Source organism: Bacillus sp. KICET-3 (assembly GCF_033261025.1).
GTDB lineage: Bacteria > Bacillota > Bacilli > Bacillales > Bacillaceae > Bacillus > Bacillus sonorensis.
On record NZ_CP137345.1, the window covers coordinates 555,528 to 572,619 of the forward strand.

The following is a 17,092-nucleotide window of genomic DNA, read 5'->3' on the forward strand; positions in this document are numbered from 1 at the left end:
CCTGCTTTTTTGGTTATTTGCCGTATATGGGCGCAATCTTGTCGAACCGGTTTGTCCAAATCCCCCCTGTATAATGATCCGGCAGACGCTGGATGTCTTCAGGCGCGTCAAAGCCGCTTGAAAAATCACCGTCACTGTCTCCTGTAACAATCACCCGCGTATTTGCTCGATCCATCCTGTTCAAAAAACGGTCAGGCCATCCCCACAGCCAAGGCGCAACGTTTTCAGGAATATGCAATTGAGTATGCTTGCACGCTTTCGGTATATATCCCGTCCAGCCGCCGGCGAGATATGGAATGAGGCAGTGTTTCATGGTTTCTTTTGACATGACCCGAAGCTCAGGCAGCTTCTTTTGTAAAGCTGCAACCGGTTCGTCTCCCCCGTACACGGTCAGCTGATCAAGCCGCTTCTGAGGGAGTGCGGCAAGCTTTTTGGCAAGCTGAATCCCCTCGTTTGGGTCATTGCTTTTGATATGAAGGAGAAGGGAGCGGTTCGGAAAATGTGCCAGAACTTCATCAAGCGACGGCATCAGGCCAATGCCCTTGCCGCGGAACGGATATGATTTTCCTTGGTCGGCTGTATAGCCGTAGCCGATATCAAATGTTTTCAGTTCAGCCATTGTATAGTCGTTTGTCGTCCCTGTGCCGTTTGTCCGGCAATCGAGCGTCCAATCATGAAAAACGGCGAAACGTCCGTCTTTTGTCGGTTTGATATCAAGCTCGACGATATCGGCTCCGGCTTTAAAAGCAGCTTCCATTGAAGGCAGTGTATTCTCAAGATAAGCATGTTCAGGCCTGTGGATCCGCCGGGCTGTGCACGTATCATTTGTTACGCCTTCCATGTAAAAGGTCTGCGACAGCCCCCGATGCGCCAAGAGCAGCGGTTTTCCGCCGCGTTCTTTCGTGAGAAAGGATGAATTATTGAAATAGATAAAGGCGATGAATATGAGAAAGATCATAGCGGCCCGCCTTTTCAAGCGTTTTTTTCGTGTGTTCATGATGCCCTCTTGCTTCATTCGCTTTTTTCGCCGAACAGCACCGTTTTTAAATAGCAAAGATCTGCTTCAATATGTCTTCTCATCAATTCTGCCGCTTTTGCTTCGTCTCTTTGCTGCATGCTGCGGTAAATGCCCTGATGCTGGCTGATGATCTCAAAGCAGCGTTCACGTTTTTCAATATTTTTGCTTCGGTAAAAAAAAGTCAGTGACCGCAAATCATGCAGCTGCTTTTGCAGACGTCTGTTTTGGCTGGCTTCAATAATCAAATCGTGAAACCTTGTATTTAAATGGAGCAAAGCCTGAGCTGATTGGCAGCTGTTTTGCTCAAATTCCCGGTTTGCTTCGCGCAGTGTCCTTTCTATGAGCTCGAGCGTTTCCTTTTTGGCAGACTGGGTTGCCAAAGACACGGCAAGAGATTCAAGCGCTTGCCGGCACTGATAAATGTCTTCCAAATCTTTCAGCGTTGGCTCGTAAACTGTAATTTTGGATTTCTCATCAATCATAAGCAGGCCTTCCTGTTCAAGCGTCCGAATGGCTTCCCTTACAGGGCTGCGGCTCACTTGCAGTTCTTTGGCGATTTTAGATTCATAGATCCGTTCGCCCGGCTGATACCTTCCTTTTATAATCATATCTTTTAAATAGCGGTGAACCTGATCATGGTAAGAGACGGGACGCTGGATTGAAAAAGTCACGATGAACACCTCTTTCATTTTTACTGTCAAAGGGCCGGCAAACCGAACAGCAATCGGTATGACAACACTCCTTAATTTACCATAAAATTGACCATTTTGTGACAAAAAAGATTGACTGCTACCAACGGTCAGCTATAATAAAATTATAACCTGTCGACAGTCGGCAGTTTTTCTATTTGACTACTATTGTAAGCGCTTTAACGACAGAGGGGAAGGGGATGTTGATGAAAACTAGCGTTGCGTCCGCATGGGGGGCGCTTTGGAAGTCTCACCGGGAGGCCAAAAGGCTGCTGTTGTTCACCATGCCTATGAAGGCGGGAAAAGAGGCCGGATTGAATATAACGACCGATCAGATCATGAAAGAAGACATGCCGCCGGGCTATAAAACGCCGCAGAAAATCGGCCTGCTGCTCGGGCCCGCATTGTTTTTCGCCGTTATTCTGTTCTTTTTCCCGGAAGGTTTGAGCCATGAAGGGAGAATGGTATTGGCCACCACCTTATGGGTGGCTGCTTGGTGGATCACTGAAGCCGTTCCGATTCCCGCGGCATCCTTGCTGCCGATCGTGCTGCTTCCGCTGACAGGAGCTCTGGAGGGATCTGTTGTCACGGCAAGCTATGGCGATCCGATTGTGTTTTTATTTTTGGGAGGATTTTTGATTGCGCTTGCGATGGAGCGATGGAATCTTCATAAACGCATTGCGCTTCACATCATTTCTGTTGTCGGGACCAGCACATCAAGAATCGTCCTTGGGTTTATGGCTGCGACGGGCTTTTTGTCCATGTGGGTGTCAAACACCGCTGCAGTGATGATGATGCTGCCGATTGGAACTGCCATCATTTATCAAGTCTCAGATGTAATGAAAGCCGAACGAAAGGATTTGGCGGCAGAAAAAGAAAAATTCTCAAAGGCGCTCATTTTCGGCATCGGTTACGCGGGGACGATCGGCGGTCTCGGGACATTGATCGGTACGCCGCCGAATCTCATTTTGGCCGCCAGCTTTAAAACGCTGTACGGAGTTGAGATCTCCTTTGGCGGATGGATGGCTTTTGCCGTTCCGGTCGTCGTCATTCTGCTTTTGGCTGTCTGGCTGTACTTGACAAAAGTCGCTCATCCGATTCAGATGAAACAGCTTCCGGGCGGGAAGGAACTGATTCAAGCAGAAAAAAGAAAGCTTGGAAAAATCAGTTTTGAAGAATCGATGGTGCTCCTCATTTTCAGCTTTGCCGCGTTTATGTGGGTAACGAGAACATTTCTGTGGGACGGAAAAATACCGGGTATTGATGATACGATGATTGCGATTTTTGCCGCTTCATTGCTTTTCCTGATCCCATCGCTGAATAAAGGCGGCCGGATTTTGGACTGGAATGTGTCAAAAGATTTGCCGTGGGGCATTCTGCTGCTGTTCGGAGGCGGCCTCGCGCTGGCGGCCGGATTTAAAGAAACGGGATTGGCGGAATGGATCGGCGGAAGGCTGACCGTATTAGACGGGTTTCATTTCGTTGTCATCGTCATCGTATCAACAGCATTGGTGCTATTCTTGACTGAAATTACGTCAAATACGGCAACGGCTACAATGATTCTGCCGGTGCTGGCATCGCTTGCGCTGGCCCTCAATGTGCATCCGTTTGCGCTGATGGTGCCTGCCGCAATGGCGGCGAACTGCGCGTTTATGCTTCCTGTGGGAACACCGCCGAATGCGATTATTTTCGCCTCGGGAAAACTTAAAATCAGCGAAATGGTCAAAACAGGCTTTGTTATTAACATCTTTACATTAATCTTAATCATCGGAGCCGTATTCTATATTCTCCCGCATCTTTGGGGAGTGGACCTGACCGTTTTTCCTGATCAGCTCAAGCCATAAAAAAGCCGGGCACATGATGCCCGGCTTTTTTAATGCTTGTCCTTTCCTTTTTGAAAAGATGAGAAAAAATCGATTTTCGCATCGATCTTTTCTAAGTGGCGCTGCAGTTTGTCCGACGGCCCTGGTTTTTTATTACTTCCAGAATTGCCACCACTTTTTTTCGCGAGCTGCAGCAATCATTTTTTGAGTTTCTTATTCGCGGAGAGAATTCATCAGCGTTTCTTCCCTTTCCCGCTGCCGTGTTCGAAACGTTCAATACGCTCTAATATTTTTTGATTGAATTCTTCTGGTCGATACAGATGCGCTATATGTTCAGCGGCTTTTTTAAGGGGGTGGCCGTCCGGTTTGTTCATGCTGTAGAGGTTCTCTATAGCGGATAAATCATTCTTGCTTAAGAGGCGCCATCCCTTGGTATCGCGTTCGAAAGAATAGCCGTGAGACTCAAGCAGCTTTGAATACTTTCGGACTGTAACGGCCTCTATTCGGGTTTCCCCGAGTGTTGAACGGAGTGAATGTCGCAAAACAGGTGTTTCAAGAGCGGGGCAAAGACCGCTCTGCCGGATAAAAAGGGGAGCCGTTCTGTTTCATACAGAACGGTCAGCTTTCAGGCATTTGATAATTCAGCAGCCATTTGACCCCATATTTGTCGGTCACATTGGCATGAAGAGCGCCCCAAAACGTTTTTTGCAGTTCCAGAGCCGCATGTCCGCCGCTTTTCAGCATATCATATACCCGGCGGATTTCATCCTCGCTTTCACACTCCAATGTGATGCTGACATGGTCTCCTTTTTCAACCTGTCCAAAAACGTCAGAAAAATGGATGATGCTGTCTCCGAGATGAAGCTCGGCATGCAGATATTTTCCTTCGTGCCCCTTGAACATTTCGACGCCGTCAGCAAGCTGGACATTTCGAATGTCTCCGCCCAATGCTTCTTGATAAAATGCGACCGCTTCTTGACAGCCGTCGATAAAAAGATAAGGATTTGCGCTTTTCAATTCGGATTCCTCCTTTTTTTCTTAGTATACCTAAGATAAGAGAAGTGATCACGTACGGGTTGCGGTATAATAAGAATAAAAAGGATGAAGACTGTGAAGATGAATGCACTGCCGCACCAATACCCATTTTTATTGGTAGACCGCGTTGTCGAAAATGAACCGGGAAAATCGGCGCAAGGGTATAAATTGATATCGGAAAACGACTGGTTTATAACGGAAACCCAAAAGGATATGCCGTTTTCCCTTATCATCGAAGCACTGGCGCAAATCGCGGCGTTTACCGCCATGGGGGATCGCACTGAGCTCGGATTTCTTTCTTCTGTCAAAAAGGCTGAATCCAGCGGACAGGCGCTTCCTGGGGACAAGCTTGATCTTTATTTTGAAGTGACGCGCTATAAACGGGGATTTTTATTTGGGAAAGGACAGGCGTCTGTAAACGGCAGAAAAATTGCGGAAGCCGAACTGGGGATTTTTATAGAAAGCGGAAAATAACAGGAAAAGGCCGCCCGGCATTGCCGGCGGCCTTATGCCGTTTTTCGTTATTTCTTCACGCAAATCTTGACATTGTTGCCGGAAGGGACAACCTTTGCAAAATCCTGTGTATCGACGACAGGTGTGACCGCCTTTTGATCGATTGTGATATTGGTAAAAGAGGCAGAAAAATCGGCTTTGATGGAAGATCGCTGGCTCTCAGACGACACCGCTGCGGTGGCAAGCGTTTTCCATTTTAAAAGAGTGCCGACGTTCGTTCCTTGAATTTCCATGATGATTCGTCCGGTGTAGCCCTCATTGTTCGTTCCCCAGAAGGTGGCGCGGGTATTGCCGTTCATGTTTTTATAGATCGTCATTTGCACCGTGCTCCCAGGACGGAAGCCTTTATGATTCGTGAATTGGTCTTTTCCCTCGATATACGTTTCCTCATTTTTTGCACCGACCTTCATGAGCGGCTTCCAGACTTTGTACAGGGTGCTGTATTGAAGACCGATATCTGACTCTGTTCCATTTTTCGCGCGGAACCCGGAATAAATATAAGCGGTAGCGTTATTGATTTGTATGGTATCGGGAAGCTTAATTTTTGCCGTGAAAACAGAGCCTGTACTGTTCAGGTAGGCGCGCCCGCCGATGCCATTAGGAAGCTGGGAAGCCGCTTTTGCGACGTGAGTGTCTGCTCCTGGAAGACCCGGTATCCCCGCAGAAAATGCTGCGAAAAGCATCGCTATACCAACTGCACTTGCCATCAACCATTTTTTCAACAAAATTCCCCCTGTTCATCGTAGTATCAATTTTAATTATACCTTTTTTTGGAATTCCTTTTGTGGAAATAAATCGACAAAATGTGATGTCGGATTCAGACCAATTTTGTAAATATGAAGTACCATCATTTGTGCTCAATCGACAATCAAAACATTCAGGTTTTATTATAAGATGATCCTTGAGGAACAGCTTGTTTTTTTGTTTTTAGTAGATAAATAGCCTGAAAACAGTAGTGGTAACAGGTAAAAACATCATGATGACTTGATAAAATAAGACATTCCTCTGTTCATTAAAAAATCCATCATAAGTCATTTATCCCAGAAAAAACGTTTCGGCTGGATAAGCTGAAAATGATATAAAAAACACTGCTGATGTAAGCAACGAACGATACTGCGATCTAAATCCCCTTTCACCTAATGACTGCAAAAAAGCAGGTTCAAGGGCTATAAAAGCCATTTTTTTCGTCAATAATCTACAATATACGAAAAAATATGAATATTTTGTCACATTGTGAATAATAGAACTATTTTGTTATATTTTAATCACCGAAAGGGGGTCATATTAAGAATAAATTTCGAAATATTATTAATATTTGGAATTTTGCGTATCGATTATGGTAAATGTCATGTTTTAAAAAAGGACTATTGGAGTGAGATGTTGATGCGAAAGGGCTTTATTCCTAGGTCTTGCAAAATGCAGATCAAAAAAAGTTTCATGCTATTAGCGGTCTTTTTATTAGTCGTCAGCAATCTGCTGACCGTTTTACCTCAGCAGATCCATGCTGAGGATAATACCGGGGTAACCCCGGCGGCAGTAGATGCTTGCCCGGCACCGGTTGCACTGATTAACGGCAGCTTTGAACAAGGTCCTGCCAAGGGATCTGCCGGTGCACCTTACTTTTTCCTGGAATCCGAGGTTCCAGGGTGGAAGACAACCGATAATGCTTCACCTACAGGCCAGAAAGTAATTGAGATTTGGAATCATCAGCTGGGTTATCCAGAGGCAGCAAAAAGTTATCCAGCTCCTCCTGATGGAAACCGGTGGGCGGAACTAAACGCTTATGAAAATGGCATGTTGTATCAAGATGTCAAGACAACGCCTGGACAGACCATCTACTGGCGATTATCGCACATGGGGCGCGGAGGGGTTGATACCATGCAGCTCCGCATTGGTGCAGCAACGGCTAACCCTTACGATACCGTGGTGCAAAGAAAAATGTCTGATGGAAACACCAAATGGGGAACTTATACGGGGGCTTATACGGTTCCAGCAGGGCAAACAACAACAAGATTCGGTTTTGAGGCTGTTAGCGTAGCCAGCGGAAGCATAGGAGCCGGCAACTTTTTGGACGATATCTTCCTTGGTACAGAGCCGTGCGTAACTGCGAATAAAACGGTTTCTCCACAGGGAGAGGTGCATGCCGGCGATGAGCTGACATATTCGGTTCAAGTCAAAAACGAAGGCGGAGATATCGCCTCAAATGCGAACTTCTCAGATCTGATCCCGGAAGGAACGGAATATGTCCCTGGATCATTAAAATTGATCAACGGTTCGACCACAAAAAATCTAACGGATGCGGCCGATAATGATGAAGGCCATTTTGACGGTAAAAAGGTCAACGCCAAGCTCGGCAATTTGCCAAATACAACCCAATTGCCTAATGGAGTCACCGTACAATTTAAGGTGAAGACGAAGACGGATTATGCCGTTACAAAAGTCAACAATAAGGCGCAAATTAACTACAATAATTTGTTGACGAACAAAAATGAACAAACGGAATCAAATGAAGTGACGACGCCGATCATCTTTAATGAGCCTAAGCTGGAATCAAAGAAAACGGCATCCATTCAACAAAAAGCGGCTGGGAACACCGATGCGGATCATCCGGAAGTGGGAGATACGCTTCTGTACACGATTCAAACACGAAACACGCTTGAAGACAGTCAAGTGAAAAATCTTGTCATTTCAGATGCCATTCCAGAAGGATTGGAATATGTCCCGGGCACACTGAAAGTGGACGGCACTGCGGTGAGCGATGCCAAAGACGGCGATAAGGGACATTATGCCGACGGCAAAGCGGCAGGCCAATTTGGGAATGTCAATGATACCGAATGGCACACCGTGACATTCGAAGCGAAGGTAAAGTCCGGCCAATCCGGTAAAGATATCGTCAACACCGCAAACGTGACAGGTGACAATATTGACAAACCAGATAAGCCGAATCACGAGGTCAAAGTATATCCGCGGGATCCTGTGTTAGAGTCAGAGAAAACGGCGAAGAACCTTGATGCGGACAAGGAAAAATTTGAAGTGGGAGACACGGTAGTCTACACGATCAAGACCAGAAATAAAATTACGGAGAGCACGATAGAGGATCTGACCATTTCCGATAAACTTCCAGCCGGCCTGACGTATGTCGAAGGCAGCTTAAAAGCAAGCAACGGCGGAGAAGCGAAAATCGAAGACGGCAAAATTACGGCGAACTTCGGCGATGTCACAGACACCGAATGGCGGACGGTGACATTCGAAGCGAAAATCGAGTCCGGTTATGCGGGCAAAACGATTAAAAACGTGGCGGTCGCAGGCGGCGATAATGTCGAGACTCCTGGCAAGCCGGGAACCGACATCAAAGTCGATCCGAAAGAGCCAAAGCTTGAATCTGAGAAAACAGCGAAAAATCTTGATTCAGATAAGGACAAATATGAAGCAGGCGACACGGTGGTCTACACGATTAAAACCCGCAATACGGTAACAGACAGCCTGGTAGAAAACCTGACGATTTCAGACAAACTTCCGGCCGGCCTGACATATGTGGAAGGCAGCTTAAAAGCAAGCAACGGCGGAGAAGCGAAAATCGAAGACGGCAAGATCACGGCGAACTTCGGCGATGTCACAGACACCGAATGGCGGACGGTGACATTCGAAGCGAAAATCGAGTCCGGTTATGCGGGCAAAACGATTAAAAACGTGGCGGTCGCAGGCGGCGATAATGTCAAAACTCCTGATAAGCCGGGAACAAGCATCACCGTAGAACCGAAGGATCCTGATCCTGAAAAACCAAGCGAACCAAATAAACCAAACAAACCAGAAAAGCCTACAGATCAGAAGACAGATGGAGGAAATGAGCTGCCGAATACGGCAACAGATACGTTTAATCTGCTTCTTGCAGGTCTCGTGCTGCTATTAGCCGGGACAGGTCTTTGGTATTTTAGAAGAAAACGAAATGTCTAGATCGACATGGTTTTAGGGCTGGAAGGGGCGCCAAATCAACATTTTGGCGCCCTTTTTACATGCCTCGCGATTTTATCTGACAATCAACATGAACATATGAATACATATTGTTATAAAAGGCTGGATGAATCATCCGGCTTATACCTTGAATCAATCTTATATCACGATGATGTTTCCCGGTTTGCTTTTCATAGCTGAAATGGTTTCAGCCTGGCTGCTTTGATTTCAACACAATTTTGTAGATCCGAAGTCCCGTTATTTGTACTCAAACAGCAAACGGAATCAAAACATTTTATTGTAAGATGACAGCAAGGAGGACATATAGATGATCACAGAAAAACGTCCAGCTCATCTACTCCAATATTTAGTTCGTGTGAAAGAAGCTACGATCTATCAACTGATCGATCATTTTCAATTAACAAAACGCCAAATCTATTACGATTTGGAAAAAATCAATCACTGGCTGGCGGGGAATGAGCTGCCTGAAATCGATTATAAAAGAAAGAACAGGCTGGTCATTCCGGAAGAAGTGCTTCAATTGACAAGGAATTCAACCGGAACAGCGGGTAACCGCTTCTTTATTTTCACTCAGGAAGAACGGGTCCAAGCTTTGTATATCTTCCTTTTTATCAGGCGGGAGCCCATTTCATCCGTTCATTTAACCCAGCTGTTGCAGGTCAGCAAAAACACGGTGATGAATGATGTGAAAAAAGCGAATGAAGCGCTTCGCCCATTTTTAGTATCTGTTCATTATACAAGACAGCAGGGGTATCACTTAATAGGAAGCGAATTTGATAAAAGGGTTCCTGTCATGCATTATTTATCTTCTTTTTTACAAAAGCCGTACGGACGGGAAATGCTTCAGTATATTTTCAAAACGTCCGGTGCCGACTGCTGCGGTAAAGATGCGGAAAAAGCGGTTGAACGCATCTCCAAAGAATGCAATCTTCAGTTCGTTGAAGAAAGGCTGAATGAATTTATCCACTTTCTTATCCTGTATTCCCGGAGAGTGGCTGAGGGCAAGATTGTCCGATTTCATCAGAAAGAAATGGAGGCTTTCAAACAAAATCCGCTGAAACATGCGGCGGAAAAGCTTATGGATGAGCTGCACATGCCAAAACATGAAACTGAACTGTGCTATGTCATGATCCAGCTTTTGGGCCTTTCTTTTGGAAGCCATTCGGCAGATGATCCTCTTTTTCAGCTGTGCGAGCAGCTTGTTCTCAATTTTGAATCCAGAGCCTGTGTCACCTTCTCAAGACGGGATGAAGTGGCTGAATCCCTGTACCGCCACATGAAGCCGGCGTATTTCAGGATGAAATACCGCATTCCGATCCACAACCCTCTATTAACCAAAATAAAGAAAGAGCATAAAGAACTGTATACGATCGTACAAAAGCTTATGCAGCCGTTTGAATCTTTGTTGAACATTCTGATACCGGAAGAAGAAATCGGCTTTATTACGATCCACTTCTGGGCCATGCTTGAGGAACCATCACAGATGAAATCATTCAAAAAGACGGCTGTCGTCATTTGTCCGAGCGGTGTCAGTTCCTCGCTAATGGTCAAACATCAGCTTGAATCTTTGTTTTCTGAAATATGTGTAGAAAAGACGCTGTCGTTGCAAGAATTCACACCAGAGCTCTTTGACCAGTATGATGCGGTGTTTTCAACCATTGAGCTGAAAACGGAAAGGTGTTATTACATGGCGGGGCCGCTGATGACGCCCGCCGAAAAGAGCAGGCTTGTCAATGAAGTCTATCGGCATCTTTTTGGGGTCAAACAGAGGGAGATACTGACAGACGAGTTTCTCCAGCTTCTGAAAAAATACGTGCATATCATCGATGAAAAAGGCCTGAGAGAATCATTGAAACAGATTGCGTTTTTTGAAAAAGTGACGGAATCAAGGGGGAAACGACCAGTGCTGAACGAGCTGTTGACAGAGAAAACCATTCAAATGGCCGAACGAACCGAAAGCTGGGAGGAAGCGATTAGACTGGCCGCAAAACCTTTGCTTGATCAGGAACTGATTAAGGAACATTACATAGACGCCATGATCGACAATGTCAAAACACTGGGCCCTTACATGATCATCGGCCCGGAGATTGCCATCCCCCACGCGCGGCCTGAAATGGGGGTGAATCATGTGGGGATGAGTCTGCTGAAACTGAAAGAACCCGTCTATTTCTTGAATAATGAACAATATCCTGTAAAGCTTTTATTTTGTATCGCGGCCATTGACCATACCACTCATTTGAAGGCGCTTTCTCAATTAACGCGCCTTCTTAGCAAAAAAGACAATCAGGAACTGTTAAAAGAAACCGAGTCGTTGGCACAGGTCAGGAGTGTAATAAAAGCCTATTCAACCAACTAAAACGGGAGGGGAAATCATGAAAATCATGGCGGTCTGCGGATCAGGACTTGGAAGCAGCTTTATGCTGGAAATGAATATTCGCGATTTGTTAACGGAGCTCGGAGTAGCCGGCATTGACGTAAGCCATTCTGATTTGAGTTCAGCATCCCGAGATCAGGCTGATCTGTTTGTCGTTGCAAAAGATATTGCAGAAGGAGCTTCCCACTTGGGGGAAGTCGTCGTGCTTGACAGTATCATTGATTTGGATGAACTGAAGACAAAATTGTTGAGAACATTGCAGGATAAGGGAGTGTTGTAAAACAGATGGGGGAAAGATCATTAAAGCTGATAATAGATATGCTGAGTCAGCCTGCCGTTCTAATAGCGGTAATTTCTCTGATTGGCCTTATTCTGCAGAAAAAGCCCGCCAATGAAGTTGTAAAAGGAACGACGAAATCATTTTTGGGTTTTATCGTCATTTCTGCAGGCGCCGGTATTCTTGTCGATTCACTGGAACCGTTTGGAAAAATGTTTCAGGCGGCTTTTCATGTAAACGGCGTTGTTCCGAATAATGAAGCGATTGTCGCGATGGCGCTCAAAGAATACGGAACGGCGATCGCCCTGATTATGTTTTTCGGTATGCTGTCCAACATCCTGATCGCCCGTTTCACAAGCTTTACCTATATTTTTTTAACAGGGCACCACACCTTATACATGGCTTGTCTGATAGCCGTCATTCTTATCGCGGCAGGACTGAAAGGCCCGCTGCTGGTCGTCGCCGGCTCGATCGCCCTCGGCCTGATGATGGGCATCTTTCCTGCCTTCGTACAGCCTTTTATGAGAAACATAACCGGCAATGACAAAGTCGCTTTCGGTCATTTTTCTGCGATCGGCTGCGCGATATCGGGCTTGATCGGAAAAGCGGCCGGGAAAGGCTCGCGTTCAACCGAAGATATCCGTTTTCCAAAAGGCCTGGGGTTTCTAAGGGACAGCTCTGTCAGCATTGCGCTTACGATGACTGTTTTATATGTATTGATCGCTTTTTTTGCCGGCCGGGCTTATGTAGAGAGCGAGCTGAGCGCTGGGACGCATTACCTTGTCTTCTCACTGATACAGGCGGTCACATTTGCGGCCGGCGTGTTTATCATTCTTTCAGGCGTAAGGCTGGTGCTTGCCGAAATTGTTCCGGCCTTCAAAGGAATATCAGACAAACTTGTCCCTGATTCTAAGCCGGCGCTTGATTGCCCGATTATTTTTCCATATGCGCCAAACGCCGTTTTGATCGGATTTTTTTGCAGTTTTTTGGGAGGAATCACCGGCATGTTCATCCTTGGCGCTTCCGGCTCTATCGTCATTCTTCCCGGAGTGGTTCCTCATTTCTTTACCGGAGCCTCTGCCGGCGTGTTTGGAAACGCGTCCGGCGGCATTCGGGGAGCCGCCCTTGGTTCCTTTGCCAACGGATTGATCATTACATTTCTCCCTGTCGCTTTGCTGCCGGTTCTTGGCGATTTTGGCTTTGCGAATACGACGTTTTCCGATACCGATTTTGCGGCGGCGGGCATTGTTTTGGGGAATGCAGTGAAGCTTCTCGGCCCGGCGGGCGTAGCAATTGGCTTGGCGATTGTTGCAGTTGCTCTCGTGTTGTTCGGCTTTCAACACGAAAAACGGAGGGACTCAGATCCGAAAGCTGAAGCATAAATCATACCGCCTTTTATCCTGGTTTCTTTGTCCTGGCCGGTTTTTATATTAGAATATAAGGAGCCTAAAAAAAGTGGAGGTATCTTATATCGTGGCAATCAATCAAAAAGATGTGAAACTTGTTGCACTGGATATGGACGGGACGTTATTGAATGATGAACAGACCATTTCGGAAGAAAATCGGAAAGCGATAAAAGAAGCCGAGGCAAAAGGGGTTTATGTCGTGCTCAGTACCGGCCGGACGCTGATGACGTGCAGGGAATTCGCGGAATCCCTGGAACTGTCTTCTTTTCTGATTACCGCAAACGGCAGTGAAATCTGGGATTCCTCATTTCAGCTGGTCGAACGACAGCTCCTTCATCCGGATCATGTGAAAATGATGTGGGAGTTACGGAATCTGCATAACACCGATTTTTGGGCGGCGAGCGTTGATAAAGTATGGAGAGGCGAATTTCCCGAAGATATCCATTCGTATGAATGGCTGAAATTCGGGTTTGATATACCCGATGATGACGTAAGAAGCCTTGTACTGGAGGCGCTGAAAAAGAACAAAGAACTGGAAGTCACCAATTCCAGCCCGACCAACATCGAAGTCAATGCGATCGGCATCAATAAGGCGGCGGCTTTGGCGAAAGTATCCGAGCGTCTCGGCTTTACGATGGAGAATGTCATGGCAGTCGGCGACAGCTTGAATGATATCGCCATGATCAAGGAAGCGGGGCTCGGCGTTGCAATGGGGAACGGCCAGGACATCGTCAAAGAAACGGCGGACTGGATTACAGATACAAATAATGAAAATGGCGTCGCCAAAGCGATCAGGCATTGGGTGCTGGCGTGATATGAAAAAGGGCCGAAAAGCGGCTCTTTTTTTTATGGGTACAATCAACATATAAAAAAATTGAATTCGAGATAAAATAAGCAAACATCCATGGGAATGCGGGAAAAAACGGTCTTTTAGGCAGGATGATGTTTAGTCAAATCGATTTATTTTATGTGAGCTTTTCTAACAAACTGATGCCAAGACAACAAATCCCTGTTATAATCAACCTTAAGTTTGATTATTCGGAATTAATGTTCCGATAATCGGAACAAAAAGGGGAAAGTACTAAAATTCGACGAATCGTGCACGAATCAATAGGGGGGATTCGATGAATCTTGTTGATCTGAACTGTGATCTTGGAGAAAGCTTCGGCGCCTATCGAATAGGGTTGGATGAAGATATTCTGGCATTTGTTACATCAGCCAATATTGCCTGCGGGTTTCATGCAGGCGATCCGAGCGTCATGAGGAAAACCGTCGCTATGGCAGCGGAAAAAGGGGTTCAAATCGGGGCTCATCCCGGGCTTCCGGATTTAGCCGGATTCGGCCGGCGCAATATGGCGATCACGGCTGAGGAAGCATATGATCTCGTTGTTTACCAAATTGGCGCCCTTTCCGGTTTTTTAAAAGCAGAAGGTATTGCCATGCAGCATGTTAAGCCTCATGGAGCGCTTTACAATATGGCGGCAAAAAACAGGGAGTTATCGGATGCGATCGCTCAAGCGGTTTACGATATCGATCCAGAGCTGATCCTGTTCGGTCTGGCGGGGAGCGAACTCGTCCGCGCCGGAGAAAAACTCGGTCTGAAAACGGCCCATGAAGTGTTTGCCGACCGTACTTACCAGGAAGACGGAACATTGACATCCCGTACACAGGCTGATGCGCTGATTCAAGATGATGATGAGGCCGTCCGCCAGGTCATCCGAATGGTCAAAGAAGGGAAAGTCCGCAGCCGCCAGGGGACGGATGTCACTCTCAAGGCTGATACGATATGCATTCACGGAGACGGCGCACATGCCCTCCAATTTGCGAAAAAGATCCGCAAAGAACTCGAACAGGCAGACATCAACATACAAGCTTTTTCAACATGATACAGTCAAAAGGAGGAATGCCATTTGAAGCAAAACAAAAAAACAAAAACAACTTCAAGCAACTGGACGTTATTATTGGGTGCGGCTTTTTTAATGGCCACATCAGCCATCGGACCCGGATTTTTGACCCAAACGACAGTATTTACGCAAAACCTGGCCGCAAGCTTCGGGTTTGTCATTTTAGTTTCCATTATTTTAGATATTATCGCTCAAACCAATGTTTGGAGAATCATTGCTGTTTCTGAAAAACGGGGGCAGGAAATCGCCAACCTCGTCTTTCCGGGACTTGGCTATTTTGTCGCAGCCCTCGTCGTGTTGGGCGGACTTGCTTTCAACATCGGAAACATCGGCGGCGCCGGACTGGGATTGCAGGTTTTATTTGGCGTGACTCCTCAGACGGGTGCGTTGATCAGCGCCGTCATTGCGATTTTGATTTTTGCCATTAAAGAAGCCGGAAAAGCGATGGACCGCTTCACCCTTATTGCGGGAGCCGTCATGATTCTGCTGACCGTTTATGTGGCGATTACGACGAATCCGCCTGCGGGAGAAGCGCTGGCTAGATCGGTCATGCCTGAAAAAATCGACATCCTTGCGATTGTGACGCTCGTCGGCGGAACTGTCGGCGGCTATATTACATTTGCCGGAGGGCACCGTCTGCTTGATGCCGGAGTCAAAGGAAAAGACGCGATTTCTCAAGTGACGAAAAGCTCTGTTTCCGGTATCCTCATTACATCCGTTATGAGAATTGCCCTGTTTTTGGCCGTTCTTGGCGTTGTATCAAAGGGTTTGCATATTAATCCGGACAACCCTCCTGCTTCAGTTTTTCAGCTGGCTGCCGGAAATATCGGCTTTAAAATGTTCGGAATCGTCATGTGGGCGGCAGCCGTTACATCTGTCGTCGGTGCGGCCTATACATCCGTATCCTTTTTCAAAACATTTTCTCCTAAAATCGAAAAAAATTCGCGGGGCATTATTATCGCATTTATCGTGATTTCCACGCTTTGCTTTGTAACCATTGGAAAACCGGTCAACCTGCTTGTGCTTGCCGGCGCCTTAAACGGTTTGATTTTGCCGATCGCTCTGGGCGCACTTCTAATCGGTGCTTATAAAAAGAACATCGTCGGTGATTACAGACATCCGATCTGGCTTACCGTTCCGGGAATTGCCGTCGTCATAGTCATGGCGATAATGGGCGGCTATACGCTGATCAATGAAATTCCTAAATTATGGGGATGATCAAATATGCAAAACTTGAATGCGATGCGGCCTGAAGAAGTCCGCAGCTTGATTCGGAGCGGCGAGCTTTCAGGGCCGACTGCCGGCATGGCCGGAGGCTACACCCAGGCAAATTTGGTTATTTTAAAAAAGGAGCTGGCTTTTGAATTTCTTCTGTTTTGCCAGCGAAATCAAAAGCCGTGTCCGATACTTGACGTAACGGAACCGGGATCTCCCGTTCCATCGATTGTAGCGCCTGGCGCTGATATTCGGACTGACTTCCCAAAATACCGCGTGTATCGCAGGGGGGAGCTGGCCGATGAAGTGACCGATATCACCTCTTTATGGGAGGATGATATGGTCGGGTTTTTGATCGGCTGCAGCTTTACATTTGAGCAAGCGTTATTAAACAACGGAATTCCTGTCAGACACATTGAAGAGAACCGGAATGTCCCGATGTATCAAACCAATATTCCTTGTGTAAAGGCCGGCCGTTTTCAAGGTCCGATGGTCGTCAGCATGAGACCGGTTCCGGAAGAGCAGACGGTGCGCGCCGTCCAGGTCACATCAAGGTTTCCGGCCGTCCACGGCGGGCCGGTTCATATCGGACATCCCGAAGCCATCGGTATTCAAGACATTGCAAAACCCGACTTCGGCGATGCGGTTACGATTCATAAAGGGGAGGTTCCGGTATTTTGGGCATGCGGTGTCACGCCTCAGGCTGTCGCGATGCATGTCAAGCCGGAGCTGGTCATTACGCATGCGCCGGGGCATATGCTGATCACGGACGTGCGTGATGAACAGTTTGGCGTTTTATAATCGATTTCAAATCAATACGGGGCAGTGCTTCTGTATTGATTTTTGATTTTTGGGGGATGAAAGGC

General features: G+C 46.7%; 15 protein-coding genes. 10 read left to right on the plus strand and 5 right to left on the minus strand.

What is annotated here, in order from left to right; genetic code table 11:
* Window positions 1-13 precede the first annotated feature (13 nt).
* Both R5H20_RS02755 and R5H20_RS02760 read right to left on the minus strand, forming a co-directional pair.
* Window positions 14-997: a glycerophosphodiester phosphodiesterase family protein gene (locus tag R5H20_RS02755; RefSeq protein WP_006638709.1), complete on the minus strand. Its 984-nt coding sequence runs from the start codon at window positions 995-997 to the stop codon at window positions 14-16.
* Between the two features lie 14 nt (window positions 998-1,011).
* On the minus strand, window positions 1,012-1,689 hold the full coding sequence (locus R5H20_RS02760; RefSeq protein WP_040348452.1) for a GntR family transcriptional regulator: 678 nt from the start codon (window positions 1,687-1,689) through the stop codon (window positions 1,012-1,014).
* 224 nt (window positions 1,690-1,913) lie between these two features.
* Here R5H20_RS02760 and R5H20_RS02765 point away from each other — a divergent pair, with 224 nt between their 5' ends.
* A complete protein-coding gene (locus R5H20_RS02765) occupies window positions 1,914-3,551 on the plus strand; it encodes an SLC13 family permease (protein ID WP_006638711.1) in 1,638 nt (545 codons plus the stop codon).
* Between the two features lie 132 nt (window positions 3,552-3,683).
* Here R5H20_RS02765 and R5H20_RS23505 read toward each other — a convergent pair whose 3' ends face one another.
* The gene (locus tag R5H20_RS23505) at window positions 3,684-3,731 is read right to left on the minus strand and encodes a DUF3967 domain-containing protein (RefSeq protein ID WP_368409240.1); all 48 of its coding nucleotides are present in this window, start codon (window positions 3,729-3,731) and stop codon (window positions 3,684-3,686) included.
* A 417-nt stretch (window positions 3,732-4,148) separates the two neighbouring features.
* Window positions 4,149-4,547, minus strand: coding sequence for a VOC family protein (locus R5H20_RS02770; protein WP_006638712.1), 399 nt, complete (start codon window positions 4,545-4,547; stop codon window positions 4,149-4,151).
* A 99-nt stretch (window positions 4,548-4,646) separates the two neighbouring features.
* Between R5H20_RS02770 and R5H20_RS02775 the strand changes: the two genes are divergently transcribed.
* The gene (locus R5H20_RS02775) at window positions 4,647-5,039 is read left to right on the plus strand and encodes a 3-hydroxyacyl-ACP dehydratase FabZ family protein (protein ID WP_006638713.1); all 393 of its coding nucleotides are present in this window, start codon (window positions 4,647-4,649) and stop codon (window positions 5,037-5,039) included.
* Window positions 5,040-5,086: 47 nt separating this feature from the next.
* Here R5H20_RS02775 and R5H20_RS02780 read toward each other — a convergent pair whose 3' ends face one another.
* Window positions 5,087-5,803: a YrpD family protein gene (locus tag R5H20_RS02780; RefSeq protein WP_141231099.1), complete on the minus strand. Its 717-nt coding sequence runs from the start codon at window positions 5,801-5,803 to the stop codon at window positions 5,087-5,089.
* Window positions 5,804-6,494: 691 nt separating this feature from the next.
* On the opposite strand from R5H20_RS02780, the gene R5H20_RS02785 reads away from it, so the two are divergent.
* The 8 genes from R5H20_RS02785 (at window position 6,495) to R5H20_RS02820 (ending at window position 17,027) form a co-directional block, all read left to right on the plus strand.
* Entirely contained in the window at window positions 6,495-9,032 is a 2,538-nt protein-coding gene (locus R5H20_RS02785; protein ID WP_176463744.1) for an isopeptide-forming domain-containing fimbrial protein, read from the plus strand.
* Between the two features lie 325 nt (window positions 9,033-9,357).
* Window positions 9,358-11,406: a BglG family transcription antiterminator gene (locus R5H20_RS02790; protein WP_006638717.1), complete on the plus strand. Its 2,049-nt coding sequence runs from the start codon at window positions 9,358-9,360 to the stop codon at window positions 11,404-11,406.
* A gap of 16 nt (window positions 11,407-11,422) precedes the next feature.
* The gene (locus tag R5H20_RS02795) at window positions 11,423-11,704 is read left to right on the plus strand and encodes a PTS sugar transporter subunit IIB (protein WP_006638718.1); all 282 of its coding nucleotides are present in this window, start codon (window positions 11,423-11,425) and stop codon (window positions 11,702-11,704) included.
* Between the two features lie 5 nt (window positions 11,705-11,709).
* Window positions 11,710-13,083 carry a PTS ascorbate transporter subunit IIC gene (locus R5H20_RS02800; RefSeq protein WP_006638719.1) on the plus strand — a complete coding sequence of 458 codons (1,374 nt, stop codon included), beginning with the start codon at window positions 11,710-11,712 and terminating at the stop codon, window positions 13,081-13,083.
* Between the two features lie 133 nt (window positions 13,084-13,216).
* A complete protein-coding gene (locus R5H20_RS02805) occupies window positions 13,217-13,921 on the plus strand; it encodes a Cof-type HAD-IIB family hydrolase (protein ID WP_206702656.1) in 705 nt (234 codons plus the stop codon).
* 310 nt (window positions 13,922-14,231) lie between these two features.
* Complete coding sequence (gene pxpA, locus R5H20_RS02810; protein WP_006638721.1) at window positions 14,232-14,993, plus strand: 5-oxoprolinase subunit PxpA; 762 nt, start codon at window positions 14,232-14,234, stop codon at window positions 14,991-14,993.
* A 24-nt stretch (window positions 14,994-15,017) separates the two neighbouring features.
* Window positions 15,018-16,229: an NRAMP family divalent metal transporter gene (locus tag R5H20_RS02815; protein WP_006638722.1), complete on the plus strand. Its 1,212-nt coding sequence runs from the start codon at window positions 15,018-15,020 to the stop codon at window positions 16,227-16,229.
* A 24-nt stretch (window positions 16,230-16,253) separates the two neighbouring features.
* A complete protein-coding gene (locus R5H20_RS02820; RefSeq protein WP_236836295.1) occupies window positions 16,254-17,027 on the plus strand; it encodes a putative hydro-lyase in 774 nt (257 codons plus the stop codon).
* Window positions 17,028-17,092 lie beyond the last annotated feature (65 nt).